Raw genomic sequence first — 16,479 nt, 5'->3', positions numbered from 1 at the left:
TCCTGGTGAGACAGGCTCCTATCAGGTCACTTCCGCCCGCCTGGTGACGTGCACGCGAGACCGCCAGGCCGGACGACAGATCCGGCGAAAGACACCCTGGTCAGTTGCTTTGAGGGTCAGACCAGCCCAGGCGATCCCGCCACAACATCCTCTCTGTTGCTTTGGGCGGCTGCCTGTTGCGTATCGGTGTGCGTTGGCGGTGGGGTCCCATCACGAGCCGAGCCAAGAGCGGGCCACACCTGAGGGGTGAGGTCAAGTCGACGAAAAGCGTGTCGACTTGACCTCACCCCTCAGGTGCAGCAAGAGCTATGGCGCGACTCGTGATGGGACCCCACCGCCTGGCCCGTATGGAAGGACGGCTCGCCTTCGGCTTCGCTGTGGTTGGGGGTGGCTTGCTGCTTGTGTAACCGTTAGCGTTGCTAACCATGGACATCGCGATCACCGGTGGTTATGTCGTGCCCGTCTGTGGCGAACCTGTCGAAGGCGGCACTGTTCTCGTTCTGGACGGCAAGATCGTTGCTGTTGGTGCTGACGTTGACATTCCTGACGGTGTTCAGGTTGTCGACGCTGACGGGGCTTGGGTGTTGCCTGGGTTTGTCGAGGCTCATGGGCACATTGGCGTCCATGAGGAGGCCGAGGGGTGGGCTGGGCAGGACACCAACGAGATGACTGATCCTGTTGGGGCTCGGATGCGGGCGCTGGACGCGATCAACCCCGCTGACCTCGGCTTTGCCGACGCTCTCAGTGGTGGGGTTACTACGGCGGTGATCAAGCCTGGGTCTGGTAACCCCATCGGTGGGCAGACTGTGGCGATCAAGTGTTGGGGGCGCACGGTTGACGAGATGCTCGTCAAGGAGCCTGTCAGCGTCAAGAGTGCGCTTGGTGAGAATCCGAAGCGGGTCTATGGCGACAAGGGGAAGTTGCCGTCTACTCGGCAAGGGGTTGCGGCGGTCATTCGGGATGAGCTGACCAAGGCGCAGGACTACCTTGCCAAGAAGGCCGAGGCTGAGGCTGACGGGAAGTCCTTTGACCGCAACACCACGCTGGAGATCCTGGGGAAGGTGCTGAGTGGTGAGTTGCCCTGGTGTCAGCACGCGCATCGGGCCGACGACATCGCTACGGCGATTCGGTTGTCTGAGGAGTTCGGGTATCGGCTTATCCTCAATCATGGGACTGAGGGGCATCTGATCGCGGATGTCATTGCTGACAAGCAGATTCCGGTCATCATCGGGCCGCTGTTCACCACTCGGTCCAAAGTGGAGTTGCGGAACCGGGGGTTGCGCAACCCCGGGATCCTGGCTCGGGCCGGGGTGGAGTTGGCGATCACCACCGACCATCCTGTTGTGCCCATTCACTTTCTGGTGCACCAGGCCACTTTGGCGGTGAAGGAAGGGTTGGACAGTGATGTGGCGCTGCAGTCGATCACTACGAACCCTGCGCGCATCATGGGGCTGGACGACCGCGTTGGGGCGTTGAAGCCTGGGCTCGACGGTGATGTCGTGATCTGGTCCGGGGATCCGCTTGACGTGATGAGCCGGGCGTTGCACGTGTTCGTGCAGGGGCGTGAGGTTTACACGTGGGACGAGGCTGCTGGAGAAGGGGTCGTGGCCGACCCCTTCTACCGCGACCAGCCGTAGTTCAAAAAATCACCGTAGGCCTCGGCCGATCACCAGGCGCTGGATCTGGTTGGTGCCCTCGAAGATCTGCAAAACCTTGGCCTCGCGCATGTAGCGCTCCACTGGGAAGTCACGGGTGTAGCCGGCGCCGCCGAGCACCTGGACGGCGTCGGTCGTCACCCTCATCGCCGCGTCGGTGGCGATCAGCTTGGCGATCGACGCCTGCTGGCGGAACGGGAGGCCGCGGTCGCGGCGGCGGGCAGCGGAGATGTAGGTGGCTCGGGCCGACTCCACGGCTGCTGCCATGTCTGCGAGCAGGAATTCCAGGCCCTGGAACTCGATGATCGGGCGGCCGAACTGGGTTCGGGTCTTGGCGTAGGCGACTGCCTCGTCCAGGGCGGCCTGGGCCAGGCCCACGGCGCAGGCGGCGATGCCCAGGCGGCCCGAGTCCAAAGCGGACAGTGCGATCTTGAGGCCGTCGCCCTCGTTGCCGATCAGGCGGTCGGTGCCGAAGCGGACGTCTTCGAACTGGAGCTGTGCGGTGATGGAGCCGGTCAGGCCCATCTTGCGTTCCGGGGTGGCGGCGGTGATGCCCTGGGCCTCACCTGGGGCCAGGAAGCAGGAGATGCCGCGGCCTGCGTCGGGGGACGTGCGGGCCATCAGGGTGTAGAAGTCGGCGGCGCCGGCGTGGGTGATCCACGCCTTGGTGCCGTTCACTACGTACTCGGAGCCCTTGCGGACGGCCCTGGTCGACATGGCAGCCGGGTCGGAGCCTGCCTGGACCTCGGAGAGGGCGTAGCCGCCGAGGAGTTCGCCTTCGAGCATCTCGGGGAGCCAGCGGTCCTGCTGTTCGCGGGTGCCGAAGGTGGCGAGGCCGTAGCACGACATCACGTGTACGGAGAGGCCCACGGCGACCGTCATCCACGCGGAGGCGACCTCTTCCAGGGCCTGCAGGTACACCTCGTAGGGCTGCTCGCCGCCGCCGAACTCCTCCGGGTACGGGAGGCCCAGCAGGCCGGACCTGCCCAGCAGGCGGAACGCGTCGCGGGGGAACTTCTCGTTCTCCTCCGCGTCGGCGGCGTGGGGCTTCAGTTCGTCCCGCGCGATCTCCTTGACCAGCGCGATCAGGTCCTCGGCCTCTTGGGTGGGGAGCAACCGCTCGGCGGGCATCGTCGACCTCCGGTGTGTACTGGTAGCTGTACTCTAGTGCGTTGTGCAGTACAGCTGCCAGTGAATGTGGCAGGGTCGTCACATGACGCGGGCGCTCACGCAGCGGCAGGCCGAGTTGCTCACCCGGTTGGAGGCGTTGTTCCTCGCCGAGGGCTTCGGGCATCTCACCCTGGATGACATCGCGGGCAGGTTGCGCTGCTCGAAATCGACGCTGTACGCGCTCGCCGGCAGCAAGGAACAGCTGGCCGTCCGAGTCGTCGGGCGGTACTTCAAGGGGGCCGCCGAGCGCATCGAGAAGCGCATTGCGGGCCTCGATGACGTGCGCAAACGCATCGGCAGCTACCTCGCCGGGGCCGCGGAGGAGCTGAACAAGGCGTCGGCGGCGTTCATCGCGGACGTCTCGGACTTCCCGCCCACGCGCGCCACGTACGAGCGCAACGCGCGTGCTGCGGCCGAGCGCATCAAGGCGTTCATCCAGGACGGCGTCGAGCGGCACGTGTTCCGTGAGGTGCACGCCACGTTGTTCGCGGAGATGGCCGGGCTGCTCATCGAGAGCATCCAGACGGGAGTCCTCACGAAACGGGCAGGCGTTTCGGACGCCGAGGCGTTCACCGCACTGGGCGAACTGTTGTTGGATGGGCTCCAGCGGAACGGTGTCTCCCAGAAGGAGTAGAGCGCGTGATCGTGGTTGCTGGTGAGGCGCTGGTCGACATGGTGCCGGTGGGGGACGACGAGCTCACGCCGCTCGCGCCGAAGCTCGGTGGCGGGCCGTACAACGTGGCCGTCGCGCTCGGGCGGCTGGACGTGCCGACGGGCTTCCTGTCGCGGGTGTCGACCGACCACTTCGGGGAGCAGCTGATCAAGCGGCTGCACGCGTCGAAGGTGGAGACCTCGCTGGTCCAACGTGGACGGGAGAACACCACGCTCGCCGTTGTCGGGCTGGCTGAAGACGGTTCGGCGCGCTACTCGTTCTACGTCGACGGCACCGCCGACCGGCTCGTCGAGGATCCCGGTCCGCTGCCGGCGGAAGCGAAGGCCGTGTCGTTCGGCACGCTCTCGCTGGTGCTGGAGCCCGGCGCCTCGGTCTACGAGACGGTGCTGCGGCGCGAGAGCAAGCGCTTGCTCACGGCGCTCGACCCCAACATCCGGGCGGGCCTGATCCACGATCCGGGCGCCTACCGCGCGCGGTTCCGGTCGTGGCTGCCGGACGTCGGGCTGCTGAAGCTCTCGGTCGAGGACGCGCGGTGGCTCGCCGAGGAGGACGACGTGATCGAGATCGCAAGGACGTGGATTTCACAGGGACCGGCCGCCGTCGTGCTGACGAAGGGCGGCGACGGTCTGTCCGTGATCACCGCCACCGGACAGGTCGACGTGCCACCCGTGAAGGTGGACGTGGTCGACACGATCGGGGCGGGCGACACGGTGCAAGGCGCCCTGCTCGCGTGGCTGCACGACCACGATGCCTTGAGCGCGGAGAAGATCCGTGGCCTCTCCACGGAGGAATGGACCGCGGCATTGACGTACGCCGGTGCGGCCGCCGCGATCACATGTTCCCGTGCGGGTGCCGAACCGCCCTTTGCGAGCGAACTCACCGTTGCGTTGGGTGGATAAAACGGAGGATCGGACTACCGTGGGGTAGCCGCGCTAGAAACTGGCATTACCGATGTGATGCCGGTCCCATCTCTCAGAATCGGTTCACACCGCTACTGCGAGGCGGGCCTTCCGCCGACTAGCGTGAGTGGACTTGAAGACTCAGATCCCAACGGGGTGGTCCGAGACGACGGCAGACCCAGCGTGGACTGCCGCCACCCCGTCCGAGCGTTGAGAGGGACTTGAATGCCCGACGCGACGACTGCGCCGACCGACCCACAGACCGTCGCGCTGCGCCACGGGGACGCAGAGCTCGAGATGAAGGTGGTGCGGGCGTCCGAAGGCGCGTCCGGCATCGATCTCGGCAAGCTGCTGTCGACGACCGGTCTGGTAACCCTGGACACCGGTTTCGTCAACACGGCCTCCTGCTCCTCCGAGATCACCTACATCGACGGTGACGCCGGAATTCTGCGTTACCGCGGGTACCCGATCGAGCAGTTGGCCGCGCGTTCGAACTTCATCGAGGTCAGCTACCTCCTGATCTACGGCGAGCTGCCGACCGCCGCCCAGCTCGAGGACTTCTCGCAGAAGATCAGCAGGCACACGCTGCTGCACGAGGACCTCAAGCGCTTCTTCGACGGCTTCCCGCGCGACGCGCACCCGATGCCGGTGCTGTCGTCCGCGGTCTCCGCGCTGTCGACCTTCTACCAGGACTCGCTGTCGCCGTTCGACGCGAACCAGGTGGAGATCTCCACGATCCGTCTTCTCGCCAAGCTGCCGACCATCGCGGCCTACGCGTACAAGAAGTCGGTCGGCCAGCCGTTCCTCTACCCGGACAACTCCCTTGGCCTGGTGGAGAACTTCCTGCGGATGACCTTCGGGTTCCCGGCCGAGGCCTACGACCTCGACCCGGACCTGGTCCGCGCGCTCGACCTGCTCTTCATCCTGCACGCCGACCACGAGCAGAACTGCTCCACGTCGACCGTGCGCCTGGTCGGCTCCTCCGAGGCGAACCTCTTCGCCTCCATCTCCGCGGGCATCAACGCCCTGTTCGGCCCGCTGCACGGCGGCGCGAACAGCGCGGTGCTGGAGATGCTGGAGAAGATCAAGAACGACGGCGGCGACGTGAAGTCGTTCGTCAACAAGGTGAAGAACAAGGAGGACGGCGTCCGCCTGATGGGCTTCGGCCACCGGGTCTACAAGAACTACGACCCGCGCGCCGCGATCATCAAGAAGACCGCCGACGAGATCCTCGGCAAGCTCGGCGCCGACGACCAGCTGCTCGACATCGCGAAGCAGCTGGAAGAAGCCGCCCTGAGCGACGACTACTTCATCTCCCGCAAGCTCTACCCGAACGTCGACTTCTACACGGGTCTGATCTACCGGGCGATGGGCTTCCCGACGAAGTTCTTCACCGTGCTGTTCGCGCTCGGCCGGCTTCCCGGCTGGATCGCGCACTGGCGCGAGATGATCAACGACCCGGCCACCAAGATCGGCCGCCCGCGGCAGATCTACACCGGCCCGACCGAGCGCGACTTCATCGCGATGGAGAACCGCTAGTCAGACACTGCTTCACCCGAGCGGGGCGCGCCTGTCATGCAGGCGTGCCCCGTTCGCTTTAGCGTCGAATCGTGAGTTCCCCATCGGTCGTCTGGTTCCGCCGCGATGTGCGGACATCCGACCATCCCGCCATTCTCGCGGCAGCGGAAAGATCGCCTCGCGCACTCGCGTTGTTCGTTCTCGACGACAGGTTGTTGAAACCGTCCGGACAGCCGCGAATCGATTTCCTGCACCGCTGTCTGCACGCCCTGAACGACGAACTGGGCGGCCGTCTGATGGTCGTGCACGGCGACCCGGTGAAGACGGTTCCGCGCATCGCGAAGGAAATCGGTGCGGAGAGTGTCCACATCTCCGCGGACTACGCGCCGTACGGTCGCAAACGCGATGAGGCCGTCGAGGAAGCGTTGGGGGACATCGAACTCGTCCGCTCCGGCTCGCCCTATGCGGTCGCGCCGGGGCGGGTGCGCAAGCAGGACGGAACGCCGTTCAAGGTCTTCACGCCGTTCCGCAACGCCTGGCTGGAGCACGGCTGGCGCAAGCCCGCGGACACCGGCGCGTCCACTCTGGACTGGATCAGGCCGGAGTACGGCGTGAAGATCCCTGCCATCGAAGAGAAACTGCCGGACGCGCTCGAACTCTGGGAGAGGTTCCGTGACGAACGGCTGGCGGACTACGACAGGACCCGCGACCGGCCCGACCTGGACGCGACCAGCAGGATGTCGGCGTTCCTGCGGTGGGGCGTGCTGCACCCCCGGACCCTGCTGCAGGACTGTGCCGGAACGTTCCGCAGCGAGCTCGCGTGGCGTGAGTTCTACGCCGACGTGTTGTGGCACAAGCCGGAGACCGCGCGCGAGAACTACGACCGCAAGTTCGACCGCATGGAACTGGACGATGACAAGGAGCTCTTCGAGGCGTGGTGCGAGGGTCGCACCGGGTTCCCGATCGTCGACGCCGGCATGCGGCAGTTGCTGCGGGAAGGCTTCATGCACAACCGGGTGCGCATGATCGTCGCGAGCTTCCTGGTCAAGGACCTGCACCTGCCGTGGTGGTGGGGCGCGCGGCACTTCATGAAGCACCTGATCGACGGCGACATCGCCTCGAACCAGCACAACTGGCAGTGGGTCGCGGGCAGCGGCACGGACGCCTCGCCGTTCTTCCGCGTCTTCAACCCCCTGACGCAGGCCAAGAAGTTCGACCCGGACGGCGCCTACGTGCGCAGGTACGCACCGGATTCGCCGAGCCTCACGCCGATCGTGGACCACGCGGTCGAACGCCAGGTGGCGCTCGACCGCTACCAGGCGATCAAAGCCTGAGCGCCTCGCGGAGCTTGACGCGAGCGCCGGTCCGCAGCACGGCGTTCGCGTAGACCTTGCCGCCCAGCCACGTGATCGCCGCGATGGCCAGCAGCGCCAGCACGACCGCGAGCAGCACCTGCCAGGCCGGAGCGACGCCCAGCGCCATCCGGCCCGGCATCAGGATCGGGGCGAACGGCGGCAACATCGACAGCACCGTGACTGTTGTGCCGGAAGGGCTGCCGATCATCAGGTTGATGCCGGCCACGAACGCCACGATGATCGTCATGCTGATCGGCGTCAGCACCGACTGCAGTTCCTCCTGGCGCGACACCAGCGACGCGGCGGCCGCGAACACGGTGGCGTACAGGAAGAACCCGAGCAGGTACCAGAGGACGCCGGTCAGCAGCGCGGTACCTCCCAGCGTGCCCACGTCGATCACGTCGAAGGCGGAGGAGAGTCCCAGGCCGACGGTGGAGATCACCAGCAGCTGCAGCAGACCGACCGCGCCGAGCCCGATCACCTTGCCCAGCAACAACTGCCACGGCCGCAGGGTCGCGAGCAGGATCTCCACGACGCGGCTGGACTTCTCCTCGACCACGCCCTGCGCGACCATCGTGCCGTAGACGAGCAGCGAGTAGTACAGCAGCGCGGCCACGATCAACCCGATCGCGAGGCGCTGACCTCGTTGCGGGTCAACGGGTTCCAGCGCGGTGACGGCCACGCGGGCGTTCGCGAGGCTCTCCGCGACCTCCTGCGGTTTGATGCCCGCCTCCGCGAGCTTCGCGGTCAGCACCTGCTGGCGCAGCACGTCGTTCAGCGCCGTCGCCAGCACCTCGTTGCCGGAGTCCTTGACGATCATCTTCAGCTCCGGCGGCGCGCCGGTCACCAGCGCGTCCAGGGAGCCGTCGCGGACCTGCTGCTCGGCGTCGCCCGCGGTCGTGACGTCCCGCGTCTCGACCTCGATGCCGAACGCCTTCGCCTTGTCCCGCAACGGGTCTGTGAGCTGCGTGGCCTGCCCGGACAGCCCCACCACGCTGTGCTGCTGGTCGTCGAACAGGACCGACTGCAGCACCACGTACCCGGCGAGCACGGCGATGATCACCGCTGTACCGATCAGGAACGACCTGGTGCGCACCTTCGTGACGAACTCGCGCTTCGCCACCAGCGAGACAGCTCGGGCCGACGTCATGCGCTCCTGCCCTCGATGGTCACGACGTTGCGGAACAGCTCGGTCAGCGACGGGCGCTGCCGGGAGAACTCGTGCACGGGACCGGCCGCGAGCGCCGCGTGCAGGACCGCCTGGTCGTCCACGCCGTCGGCGAGTTCGAGGACGCACCGCGTCCCGTTCCTCTCGATCACCCGCACGCCACCCAGGGTGGCAGCCCACTCGGTCGTCGGCGACTCCACCACGAGGCGAGCTTCGCCACTCGACCGGAGTTCATCCACTGTTCCGCTCGCGACCATCGAACCGGCGCTGACGATGCCGACCCGGTCGCACAGCCGTTCGACCAGGTCGAGCTGGTGGCTGGAGAACACCACCGGCACCCCGGCGGACGCCTTCTCGCGCAGCACCTGGCTCATCACGTCCACCGCGACCGGGTCGAGGCCGGAGAACGGCTCGTCGAGCACCAGCACGTCCGGCTCGTGCACCAGCGCGGCGGCCAGCTGGACGCGCTGCTGGTTGCCGAGGCTCAGGCGCTGCACCTCGTCCGTGCGACGGTCGCGCAGCCCGAGGCGCGCGATCCAGTTCTCCGCGCTCGTGTGGGCCTCGTTGGTGCTCATGCCGTGCAGTTCGGCCAGGTAGACCAGCTGGTCGAGCACCTTCATCCGCGGGTAGAGGCCGCGCTCCTCCGGCATGTAACCGATCCTGCGCCGGGTGTCGAGATCGACGGTTCTGCCGTTCCACCGCACCTCGCCGGAGTCGGCCACGAGCACGCCCAGCGCGATGCGCATGGCCGTGGTCTTCCCGGCGCCGTTGCTGCCGACGAATCCGAAGAGCTCGCCGGCGCGCACGTCGAAGGACATGTCCCGCAGGGCGACGACCTCCCCGTAGCGCTTGGAGATCCGGTCGATCTCCAGCACTCCCTCAGGCACGGTTAACCCCTTCGTTGGTCCGGATGGCGGTAATCGGACTGAAAGTATCGGCGAGCAGGGAACGAGTGAAACGATACGGGCGTCTACGGCGAATCGAACGAACGACCAATTCACTCAACGGGGGTGACCATGCAGCCCATTGACCCGGATCAGTGGCTCAAGCAGTACGGGGCCAAGATCGAGCAGGCCAAGCAGCACGCCGAACAGGCCCGGGACCAGCTCGGTGGTGTGGGTGGCAGCGCCAGCTCGCCAGATGGCCTGATCACGGTGACAGTTAACGCGACAGGCGTGTTGACCGATCTCCAGATCAAGCCGGAGGCCCGCGGCATGGACCCCAGCGAGATCGCCTCCGCCGTGCTCACCGCCTCCACCAAGGCCCAGCGGGACGCCTCCGGGCGGGTCGTGCAGATCATGACGGACTTCGTCGGCGACAGCCCCGCGCTCGAGTTCGTGAAGGCGCAGATGCCGAACGGATACGCGGGCGACGGAACCGACGAGGAAGAACCGAAGTCGGAGTTGGAGCGCAAGGACGTCCGGCCCGACGACGAGTACTTCACCAACCCGCCCGACGTCATGGCCTGAGTGCAGGAGGGGGTCAGTCATGCAGCAGCACTTCAACATCGACCTGGACGAGCTGAGAACCCACGCCGCGAACGTGGACCGGCTCATGGAACGGATGCGCAAGGCCACCGAGACGTGCGATCCGGGTGCCCTCACGACCGAGGCGTTCGGCGTGTTCCTCGGCTTCCTCGCCCAGAACGTCCTCCAGCAGGCAGGCCTGTCGCAGGACGGCCTCGGCAAGGCCGCCAACTCGCTGATGGACATGGCCGGCGGTCTCAAGCAGACCATCGAGCAGTACGAGCAGGTCGACCTCGACAACATGTTCGGCTTCAAGGGAGGCCGGGGATGAACGCCCCAGCGACGCAGTCCAGCGGTGCCGACACCCAGCAGCTGATCAGCAACATCTCGAACACCTACTCCGCCATCGAGCGCGGCGACTGGGTCAACGCGGGCCTCGGCATCGCGAACTCGGCCATGGGCATCGTCGGCATGTCGTCGAACCCGCTGAGCGGCTTCCTCTCCGCCGGTTTCAGCTGGGCCATCCAGCACGTCGACTTCCTGCGCGAGCCGTTCGACGTCCTGCTGGGCAGCCCCGAGTCGATCGCCAAGATGTCCGAGTCCTTCCAGAACGCGGGCAAGCAGGTCCACAGCATCGCGAACGAGTACGAGAAGATCTGCGTCTCCCAGACCCGTGAGTGGGCAGGCAAGGCGGCCGACGGCTACCGCGCCGCGGCCAAGCGGCACGCCGGTGGCCTGGAGACCCTCGCCAAGTCGGTCGAGGGCATCGCCGGCGCGGTCAAGGGCGCGGGCGAGCTCGTCGGCACCGTCCGCAAGATGATCATGGACCTGATCAGCCAGGCCGTGTCCGACATGGTCATGAAGATCATCCAATGGCTGGCGGCGTCGTTCCTGACCTTCGGCGCGGCCATCGCCGGCGCGATCGCGGACATCGTCACGACCGCGGTCAACTACGCGAAGAAGCTGGCCGACTTCCTGCAGAAGCTCGTCGGCTCCGTGCAGAAGCTGATGAACCTGATCAAGTCGGTCTCGCAGATCGCCAAGGTCGCCGAGCAGGTCATCGACGCGATCTCCACGATGGCGAACGGCGGCAAGGGCGGTGGCGGCGGTTCCGTCCGCAACACCGCGGGCGGCTTCGACGGCATCCGCGCCGACGACCAGTCCCGCGCGTCCGGCGGTGCGGGCGGCACGTTCACCAGCGGCGCCGGCGGCGGTTACGCCGGTGGCCGGCCGACCGCTGGTGACGGCCTGACCAACGTCCGGCCCGGCTACCAGGGCGGCAACACCGACGGCTACCAGGGTCCGTACGGGCAGGGGCCGGGCGTCGGTGCCGGTCCGGCCGTGCGTCCGGTCTACACGCCTCCCGCCGCCGGCAACACCGGAGGCGGCGCCGGCGGTGGCGGGGGCTACGTTCCGCCCGGCTCCGGCTCGGGCGGCGGTACTGGCGCCGGTACGGGTCGCTGGGTTCCCGGTCACTGGGAGTCCGGCACGACCACGACGGCCGGTGGCGAGGCCGGGACCAGGCCTCCGTCGATCGGCACCCCGCCGACGACGAACGACTGGTACCGCCCGCCGGCCACCGACTCCGCGGCCGCTGCGGCCGGCGGTGGCGGAGCAGGCGGCGGCGCGCCCAAGGGCGGCGGCGGTGGTGGTGGCGGAGGCGGTATGCCCGCCGGCTTCGGCGGTGGCCCGGCCGGTGGCGGTGGTGCCGGTGGTACCTCGGCCACGCAGTTCGGTGGCGCGGCCGGCGTCATGGCGGCCGGCAGTGGTGCCGCTCCCGCGGCTCCCGCCGCGGCCGGTGGTGCCGGTGGCGGTGCCAAGGGCGGTGCCGGCATGGGCGGCATGATGGGTGGCGCTCCGATGGCCGGTGGAGCCGGTCAGCAGGGCGGCAGCAACGAGCACAAGCGCAAGGTGCGGATCGAGGGTGAGTCCCTGGTCGAGCCCCCGAAGGCGGCGAAGCCGGTCATCGGCGAGTGACCTCGCACTGATTTCCTTGCGCTGAGAACGGGGCGTCCTTCGCGGACGCCCCGTTTTTCACGCGTTCGTCAGGAGCTTCTCGATCTCGGGCGCGGCCTTCTCACGATCCTTCGGCACCAGCCCGATGCGCGTGCGCCGGTCGAGGACGTCGTCGGCGTCCAGCGCGCCCTCGTGCCGGATCGCGTGGACGACGTCGGCCTCGGTGACACCGGGCGCGATCGGGGTGGTCGGCGTCGGCCGGTCGTCGACCAGGCGGATGTCCTTGGTGCGGCACGGGATCCGCGTCAGGTTCGTCGCGTCGACCGCGTCCGCCGCCATCCTGCGGTAGGTGGTGAGCTTGCCGCCGACGACCGTGATCACGCCGTTCGGCGCCCTCAGCACGGCGTGGTTGCGGGAGAGGTCCGCGGTCCGGCCCTCGGCCTCGATCAACGGGCGCAGGCCCGCGTAGCTGCCGATGACATCGTCCCTCGTGAGATCTCGTTGCAGGACGTGGGAAGCGGTCGTGAGCAGGAAGTCCACATCGGACTCCGGGACCTGCGGCACGTCCGGGATGTCGTCCACCGGCTCGTCGGTGAGGCCTAGGTACGCGCGGCCGTTCGCCTGGGGCAGCAGCAACGCGTAGCGGTTGCGCTCGCCCGGGACGGGGATGGTCAGCGCGGTGCCGGTGAGGCCCGCGCTCCTCGCGTCGATCACGAGGTGCGAGCCGCGCGACGGGCGCAGGTGCACCGGGGCGAGCGTGCCGGCCCAGACGCCGGTCGCGTTGACCACCGCCCTGGCCTGCACGGTGAAGGTGGTGCCGGTCAGCGTGTCCACGGCCTCGGCGCCATCGCCCTGCAGCGTCACGACCTTCGCGCGGGTGATGATCCTCGCGCCCTGCCCGGCGGCGGTTCTGGCCAGCGCGACCACGAGCCGCGCGTCGTCGACGAGCTGGCCGTCGTAGCTCAGGAGACCGCCGGTGAGCTTCGCCGGGTCGAGACCGGGGACCAGCGCCATGGCCTCGTGCCGCTGTACCCGGCGGGGACGTGGCAGCACGTCCGACGGCGTGCGTGCGGCGATGCGCAGCGCGTTGCCCGCGCGGAATCCCGACATGACGAAGTGGCCCGCGCCCGCGTGCAGGGGGAACAGCATGGGCAACGTGCGCGTGAGGTGCGGTGCCGTCCTGGTCATCAGGATGCCTCGCTCCACGGCGCTCTCGTGGGCGAGCCGCACGTCGCCCTTCGCGAGGTAGCGCAGGCCGCCGTGGACGAGCTTGCTGGACCACCGGGACGTCCCGAACGCCAGGTCGTGCGCCTCCAGCAGGACGGTCCTGAGGCCTCGGGAAGCCGCGTCGAGCGCGACCCCCGCGCCCGTGACGCCGCCACCGATGACGAGCAGGTCGGCGACTTCCCGTTGCGCTGCTTCGAGGTCCTGCAGGCGCCTCGCGGCGTTCAGGGACGTGTTCACGGTTTCAGGGCTCCGTCCAGCTGCTTGGCGAGCTCGTCGAGTAGCGCGGTGAAGTCGAGCCCGGACGTGGCCGGTCTGGTCGAGAGCACCATCGACTGCGTGCTCAGCAGCACCACACGGGCCTGCGTCTTGGCGTCGCCGAACCGGATCGAGCCGTCGCGGTGCCCGGCCTCGACCTGCGCGACGAGGAACTGCTCGACCAGCCGCTGCGTGCTGCCGAGCCGGTCGGTGAGGTACGGCAGCATCAGGTCCGCGTCGAGCTGCAGGACGCGCTGCATCAGCGGGTTGGCGTCGAGCAGCCGGATGGCGTCCACGGCCCGCTGAACGAGCTGCTCGCGCGCGTTGCCGTGCCCGCCCGCCCGTTCGACCTCTTCGAGCAACGCGGCGAACTCCCTGGTCATCAGGGCTCTGACGAGGTGGTCGACGTCCGGGTAACGGCGGTAGAGCGTCATGCGGCTCACGTTGGCCCGTTTCGCCACGTCGGTGAGGGTCGTCCGGCGGACCCCCACCTCCAGAACACACTCACGGGTGGCGTCGAGCAGAGCGTCGTGGGTGTGACGTTGAGACGTCATGTGTAACACTGTAGCAGTGACCAGGGCCCGATGGACTTCCGAAACCGTGCCGTTGCCGCCGCATGCGCTGGCTTGGCTGAGCCAGCGCGTCGGCCTGGGGGAGCCGCTCCCCGAGGTGCCCGTCGCGGTGCCTCCTTCAGAGCTGACCGAGGACGCGTTCACCGCGCTGGAGGCCGTGTGCGCGGTCTCCGTCGAGGATGCGGACCGGGCCGGACGCGCCGGTGGGCTGTCGTACCTGGACCTGCTGCGTCATCGCGGGCACGGGCAACTCGCTGTGCCGGACGCCGTGGTGCAGCCTGCGTCGCCCGAGGAAGTCCTCGAGGTCCTCCAGGTCTGCGTCGAGTACGACATCGCCGTGGTGCCGTTCGGCGGCGGTACGTCCGTGGTGGGTGGCGTCGAGGCCCTGCGCGGGCCCAAGTCCGCTGTGGTGGCGTTGGACCTCGCCGGGCTCGGGCGGCTCGTTTCCGTCGATCCGGTGTCCCGGGTCGCCGTGCTGCAGGCCGGGATCACCGGGCCTGAGGCGGAGAAGCTGTTGGGGGAGCACGGGTTCACGCTCGGGCACGTGCCGCAGTCGTTCGAGCGGGCCACGATCGGCGGGTTCGCCGCCACCCGGTCCGCCGGCCAGGCCTCGTCCGGTTACGGACGCTTCGAGGACATGGTCGAGTCGGTCCGGATCGCCACGCCGGTGGGGGAGTGGGTCGCGGGGACCGCGCCCGCGTCCGCTGCCGGTCCGGACCTGAAGCAGCTGGTGCTCGGCAGCGAAGGGCTCTTCGGGGTCATCACCGAGGTGTCCGTGCGGGTACGGCCCAAGCCGTACGGGCCGCGGTACGAGGGCTTCGTCGTCGACGGGTGGGAGGCTGGGACCTCGCTCGTGCGGTCCCTGGCCCAGTCCGGGGCGCTGGCCGACATCACCCGTCTGTCCGATGTGGACGAGACCGAGGTCGCCCTGGCGCTCGCCGGGTCCAAGGCCGATCTTCTGAAGAAGTACCTGCGGGTGCGCGGGGTGAAGCAGCCCTGCCTGGTGATCCTCGGGTGGGAGTGCCGGTCCCGTGCCGCGACCATGAGTGCCATGAGTGGAACCAAGGTCGTGCGACTCGGCCGGGCGATGGGTGCTTCGTGGCTGCACGGGCGGTTCAACGGGCCTCGGCAGCGCGATGCCCTGCTGGACGCCGGTGTCTGCGTCGAGACCCTGGAGACCGCCACCCACTGGTCCCGGGTCTCCGAACTGCGCGACGCCGTGCGGGACGCGTTGGTCACGGAGCTCGGGAATCCCGTGGTGATGTGCCACGTCTCGCATGCTTACGAGACCGGAGCTTCGCTTTACTTCACCGTGCTGGTGCCCAGGGATCTCGCTGATCCTGTTGGGCAGTGGGCGAAAGCGAAGATCGCGGCCTCGGACGCGATCTCCCGGCTCGGCACGATCACCCACCACCACGCCGTGGGCCGCGATCACCTTCCCTGGCTGGAGAAGGAGATCGGGCCCATCGGCGTCGACGTGCTGCGTGCCGTGAAGGAGCGGCTCGATCCGACCGGGATCCTGAACCCCGGCAAGCTGGTCTAGCTGTTCGTCAGAACTTGACGAGCATCTTGCCGGTGTTCTCGCCGCGCAGCATGCCCAGGAACGCGGACGGGGCCTGGCGGGCGCCACCCTCGACGACGGTCTCGGAGTACTTGAGCTCGCCGGAGGCGATCCAGGCCGCGACCTCGGACACGAACTGCTGCTGCAGGGCCTTGTGGTCGCCGACCAGCATGCCGCGCAGGGTCAGGCGCTTGGCGAGGATCTGGATCATGTTGCTCGGGCCCGCCGGCTTCTCGGACTCGTTGTACTGCGAGATGGCGCCGCACATGGTGATCCGTCCGTTCAGGTTGAGGACCTCGATGGCCGCTTCGAGGTGTTCGCCACCGACGTTGTCGAAGTAGACGTCGATGCCGTCGGGGGCGGCGGCCGCGAGCTGCTCGGCGACCGGACCGTCCTTGTAGTTGAAGGCGGCGTCGAAACCGAGTTCCTCGGTGAGGTACTTGACCTTGTCCGCGGAACCGGCGGAGCCGATGACCCGGCTGGCGCCCTTAAGGCGGGCGATCTGGCCCACGATCTGGCCCACGGCGCCGGCCGCACCGGAGACGAAGACGGCGTCGCCCGGCTTGAACTCGGCGGTGGCGAGCAGGCCCGCGTAGGCGGTCAGGCCGGGCATGCCCAGGACACCCAGGTAGGTGGAGAGCGGGGCGACCGAGCTGTCGACCTTCACGGCGTGCTTGGCGTTGACGACGGCGTACTCGCGCCAGCCCAGGCCGTGCAGGACGTTGTCGCCCTCGGCGAAGCCCTCCACTCCCGCTCCGACCGCGACGACCTCACCCACCGCGCCGCCGTCCAGCGGGGCGCCCACCTGGAACGGCGGGACGTAGGACTTGACGTCGTTCATCCGGCCGCGCATGTACGGGTCGACGCTCATGACCACGTTGCGCACCAGGATCTGGCCTTCGCCCGGGGCAGGAATCTCGACCTCGGCGATCTCGAAGGTCTCCTCGGTCGGCCAGCCGTTCGGGCGGGACGCGAGCCGGACCTCCAGCGCGGTGTTCGTCATG

15 protein-coding genes are annotated in these 16,479 nt (G+C 68.2%); 9 read left to right on the top strand and 6 right to left on the bottom strand.

The annotated features are described in order from the left end of the window. Positions 1 to 425 precede the first annotated feature (425 nt). Complete coding sequence (locus BLR21_RS20600; protein WP_090007429.1) at positions 426 to 1,637, top strand: amidohydrolase; 1,212 nt, start codon at positions 426 to 428, stop codon at positions 1,635 to 1,637. Positions 1,638 to 1,646: 9 nt separating this feature from the next. Here the strand turns inward: BLR21_RS20600 and BLR21_RS20595 are convergent, their stop codons facing one another. Beyond that, positions 1,647 to 2,786 carry an acyl-CoA dehydrogenase family protein gene (locus BLR21_RS20595; protein WP_090007428.1) on the bottom strand — a complete coding sequence of 380 codons (1,140 nt, stop codon included), beginning with the start codon at positions 2,784 to 2,786 and terminating at the stop codon, positions 1,647 to 1,649. Between the two features lie 82 nt (positions 2,787 to 2,868). On the opposite strand from BLR21_RS20595, the gene BLR21_RS20590 reads away from it, so the two are divergent. From BLR21_RS20590 to BLR21_RS20575, 4 genes are all read left to right on the top strand, one after another. After that, complete coding sequence (locus BLR21_RS20590; RefSeq protein ID WP_090007427.1) at positions 2,869 to 3,459, top strand: TetR/AcrR family transcriptional regulator; 591 nt, start codon at positions 2,869 to 2,871, stop codon at positions 3,457 to 3,459. 5 nt (positions 3,460 to 3,464) lie between these two features. Next, positions 3,465 to 4,397: a carbohydrate kinase family protein gene (locus BLR21_RS20585; protein ID WP_090007426.1), complete on the top strand. Its 933-nt coding sequence runs from the start codon at positions 3,465 to 3,467 to the stop codon at positions 4,395 to 4,397. A 225-nt stretch (positions 4,398 to 4,622) separates the two neighbouring features. Continuing rightward, a complete protein-coding gene (locus BLR21_RS20580) occupies positions 4,623 to 5,936 on the top strand; it encodes a citrate synthase (RefSeq protein ID WP_090007425.1) in 1,314 nt (437 codons plus the stop codon). 71 nt (positions 5,937 to 6,007) lie between these two features. Then, entirely contained in the window at positions 6,008 to 7,249 is a 1,242-nt protein-coding gene (locus BLR21_RS20575) for a cryptochrome/photolyase family protein (protein ID WP_090007424.1), read from the top strand. Here BLR21_RS20575 and BLR21_RS20570 read toward each other — a convergent pair. Next, entirely contained in the window at positions 7,239 to 8,420 is a 1,182-nt protein-coding gene (locus BLR21_RS20570) for an ABC transporter permease (RefSeq protein ID WP_090007423.1), read from the bottom strand. The genes BLR21_RS20575 and BLR21_RS20570 overlap by 11 nt on opposite strands. Then, positions 8,417 to 9,325: an ABC transporter ATP-binding protein gene (locus BLR21_RS20565; RefSeq protein WP_090007422.1), complete on the bottom strand. Its 909-nt coding sequence runs from the start codon at positions 9,323 to 9,325 to the stop codon at positions 8,417 to 8,419. Before BLR21_RS20565 ends, BLR21_RS20570 begins: the two co-directional genes overlap by 4 nt. A 129-nt stretch (positions 9,326 to 9,454) precedes the next feature. On the opposite strand from BLR21_RS20565, the gene BLR21_RS20560 reads away from it, so the two are divergent. From BLR21_RS20560 to BLR21_RS20550, 3 genes are read left to right on the top strand one after another with little or no spacing between them, the layout of a single operon-like run. After that, a complete protein-coding gene (locus BLR21_RS20560) occupies positions 9,455 to 9,907 on the top strand; it encodes a YbaB/EbfC family nucleoid-associated protein (RefSeq protein WP_030481414.1) in 453 nt (150 codons plus the stop codon). Between the two features lie 19 nt (positions 9,908 to 9,926). Beyond that, positions 9,927 to 10,235: a hypothetical protein gene (locus tag BLR21_RS20555; RefSeq protein ID WP_090007421.1), complete on the top strand. Its 309-nt coding sequence runs from the start codon at positions 9,927 to 9,929 to the stop codon at positions 10,233 to 10,235. Continuing rightward, complete coding sequence (locus BLR21_RS20550; protein ID WP_090007420.1) at positions 10,232 to 11,881, top strand: WXG100 family type VII secretion target; 1,650 nt, start codon at positions 10,232 to 10,234, stop codon at positions 11,879 to 11,881. The genes BLR21_RS20555 and BLR21_RS20550 overlap by 4 nt, the downstream gene beginning before the upstream one ends. Positions 11,882 to 11,938: 57 nt before the next feature. On the opposite strand, the gene BLR21_RS20545 is transcribed toward BLR21_RS20550, so the two are convergent. Continuing rightward, the gene (locus tag BLR21_RS20545; RefSeq protein ID WP_090007419.1) at positions 11,939 to 13,324 is read right to left on the bottom strand and encodes a glycerol-3-phosphate dehydrogenase/oxidase; all 1,386 of its coding nucleotides are present in this window, start codon (positions 13,322 to 13,324) and stop codon (positions 11,939 to 11,941) included. After that, complete coding sequence (locus tag BLR21_RS20540; protein WP_090007418.1) at positions 13,321 to 13,896, bottom strand: TetR/AcrR family transcriptional regulator; 576 nt, start codon at positions 13,894 to 13,896, stop codon at positions 13,321 to 13,323. The genes BLR21_RS20545 and BLR21_RS20540 overlap by 4 nt, the downstream gene beginning before the upstream one ends. On the opposite strand from BLR21_RS20540, the gene BLR21_RS20535 reads away from it, so the two are divergent. Beyond that, positions 13,895 to 15,457 carry an FAD-binding oxidoreductase gene (locus BLR21_RS20535; protein ID WP_090007417.1) on the top strand — a complete coding sequence of 521 codons (1,563 nt, stop codon included), beginning with the start codon at positions 13,895 to 13,897 and terminating at the stop codon, positions 15,455 to 15,457. The genes BLR21_RS20540 and BLR21_RS20535 overlap by 2 nt on opposite strands. A gap of 7 nt (positions 15,458 to 15,464) precedes the next feature. Here BLR21_RS20535 and BLR21_RS20530 read toward each other — a convergent pair whose 3' ends face one another. Next, positions 15,465 to 16,478: an NADP-dependent oxidoreductase gene (locus tag BLR21_RS20530; protein WP_090007416.1), complete on the bottom strand. Its 1,014-nt coding sequence runs from the start codon at positions 16,476 to 16,478 to the stop codon at positions 15,465 to 15,467. Position 16,479 lies beyond the last annotated feature (1 nt).

Source organism: Lentzea albidocapillata subsp. violacea (assembly GCF_900100275.1).
Classification (GTDB): domain Bacteria; phylum Actinomycetota; class Actinomycetes; order Mycobacteriales; family Pseudonocardiaceae; genus Lentzea; species Lentzea violacea.
The sequence above is the reverse complement of the archived record's forward strand: the minus strand, read 5'-3'. Positions and strand labels throughout refer to the sequence as shown.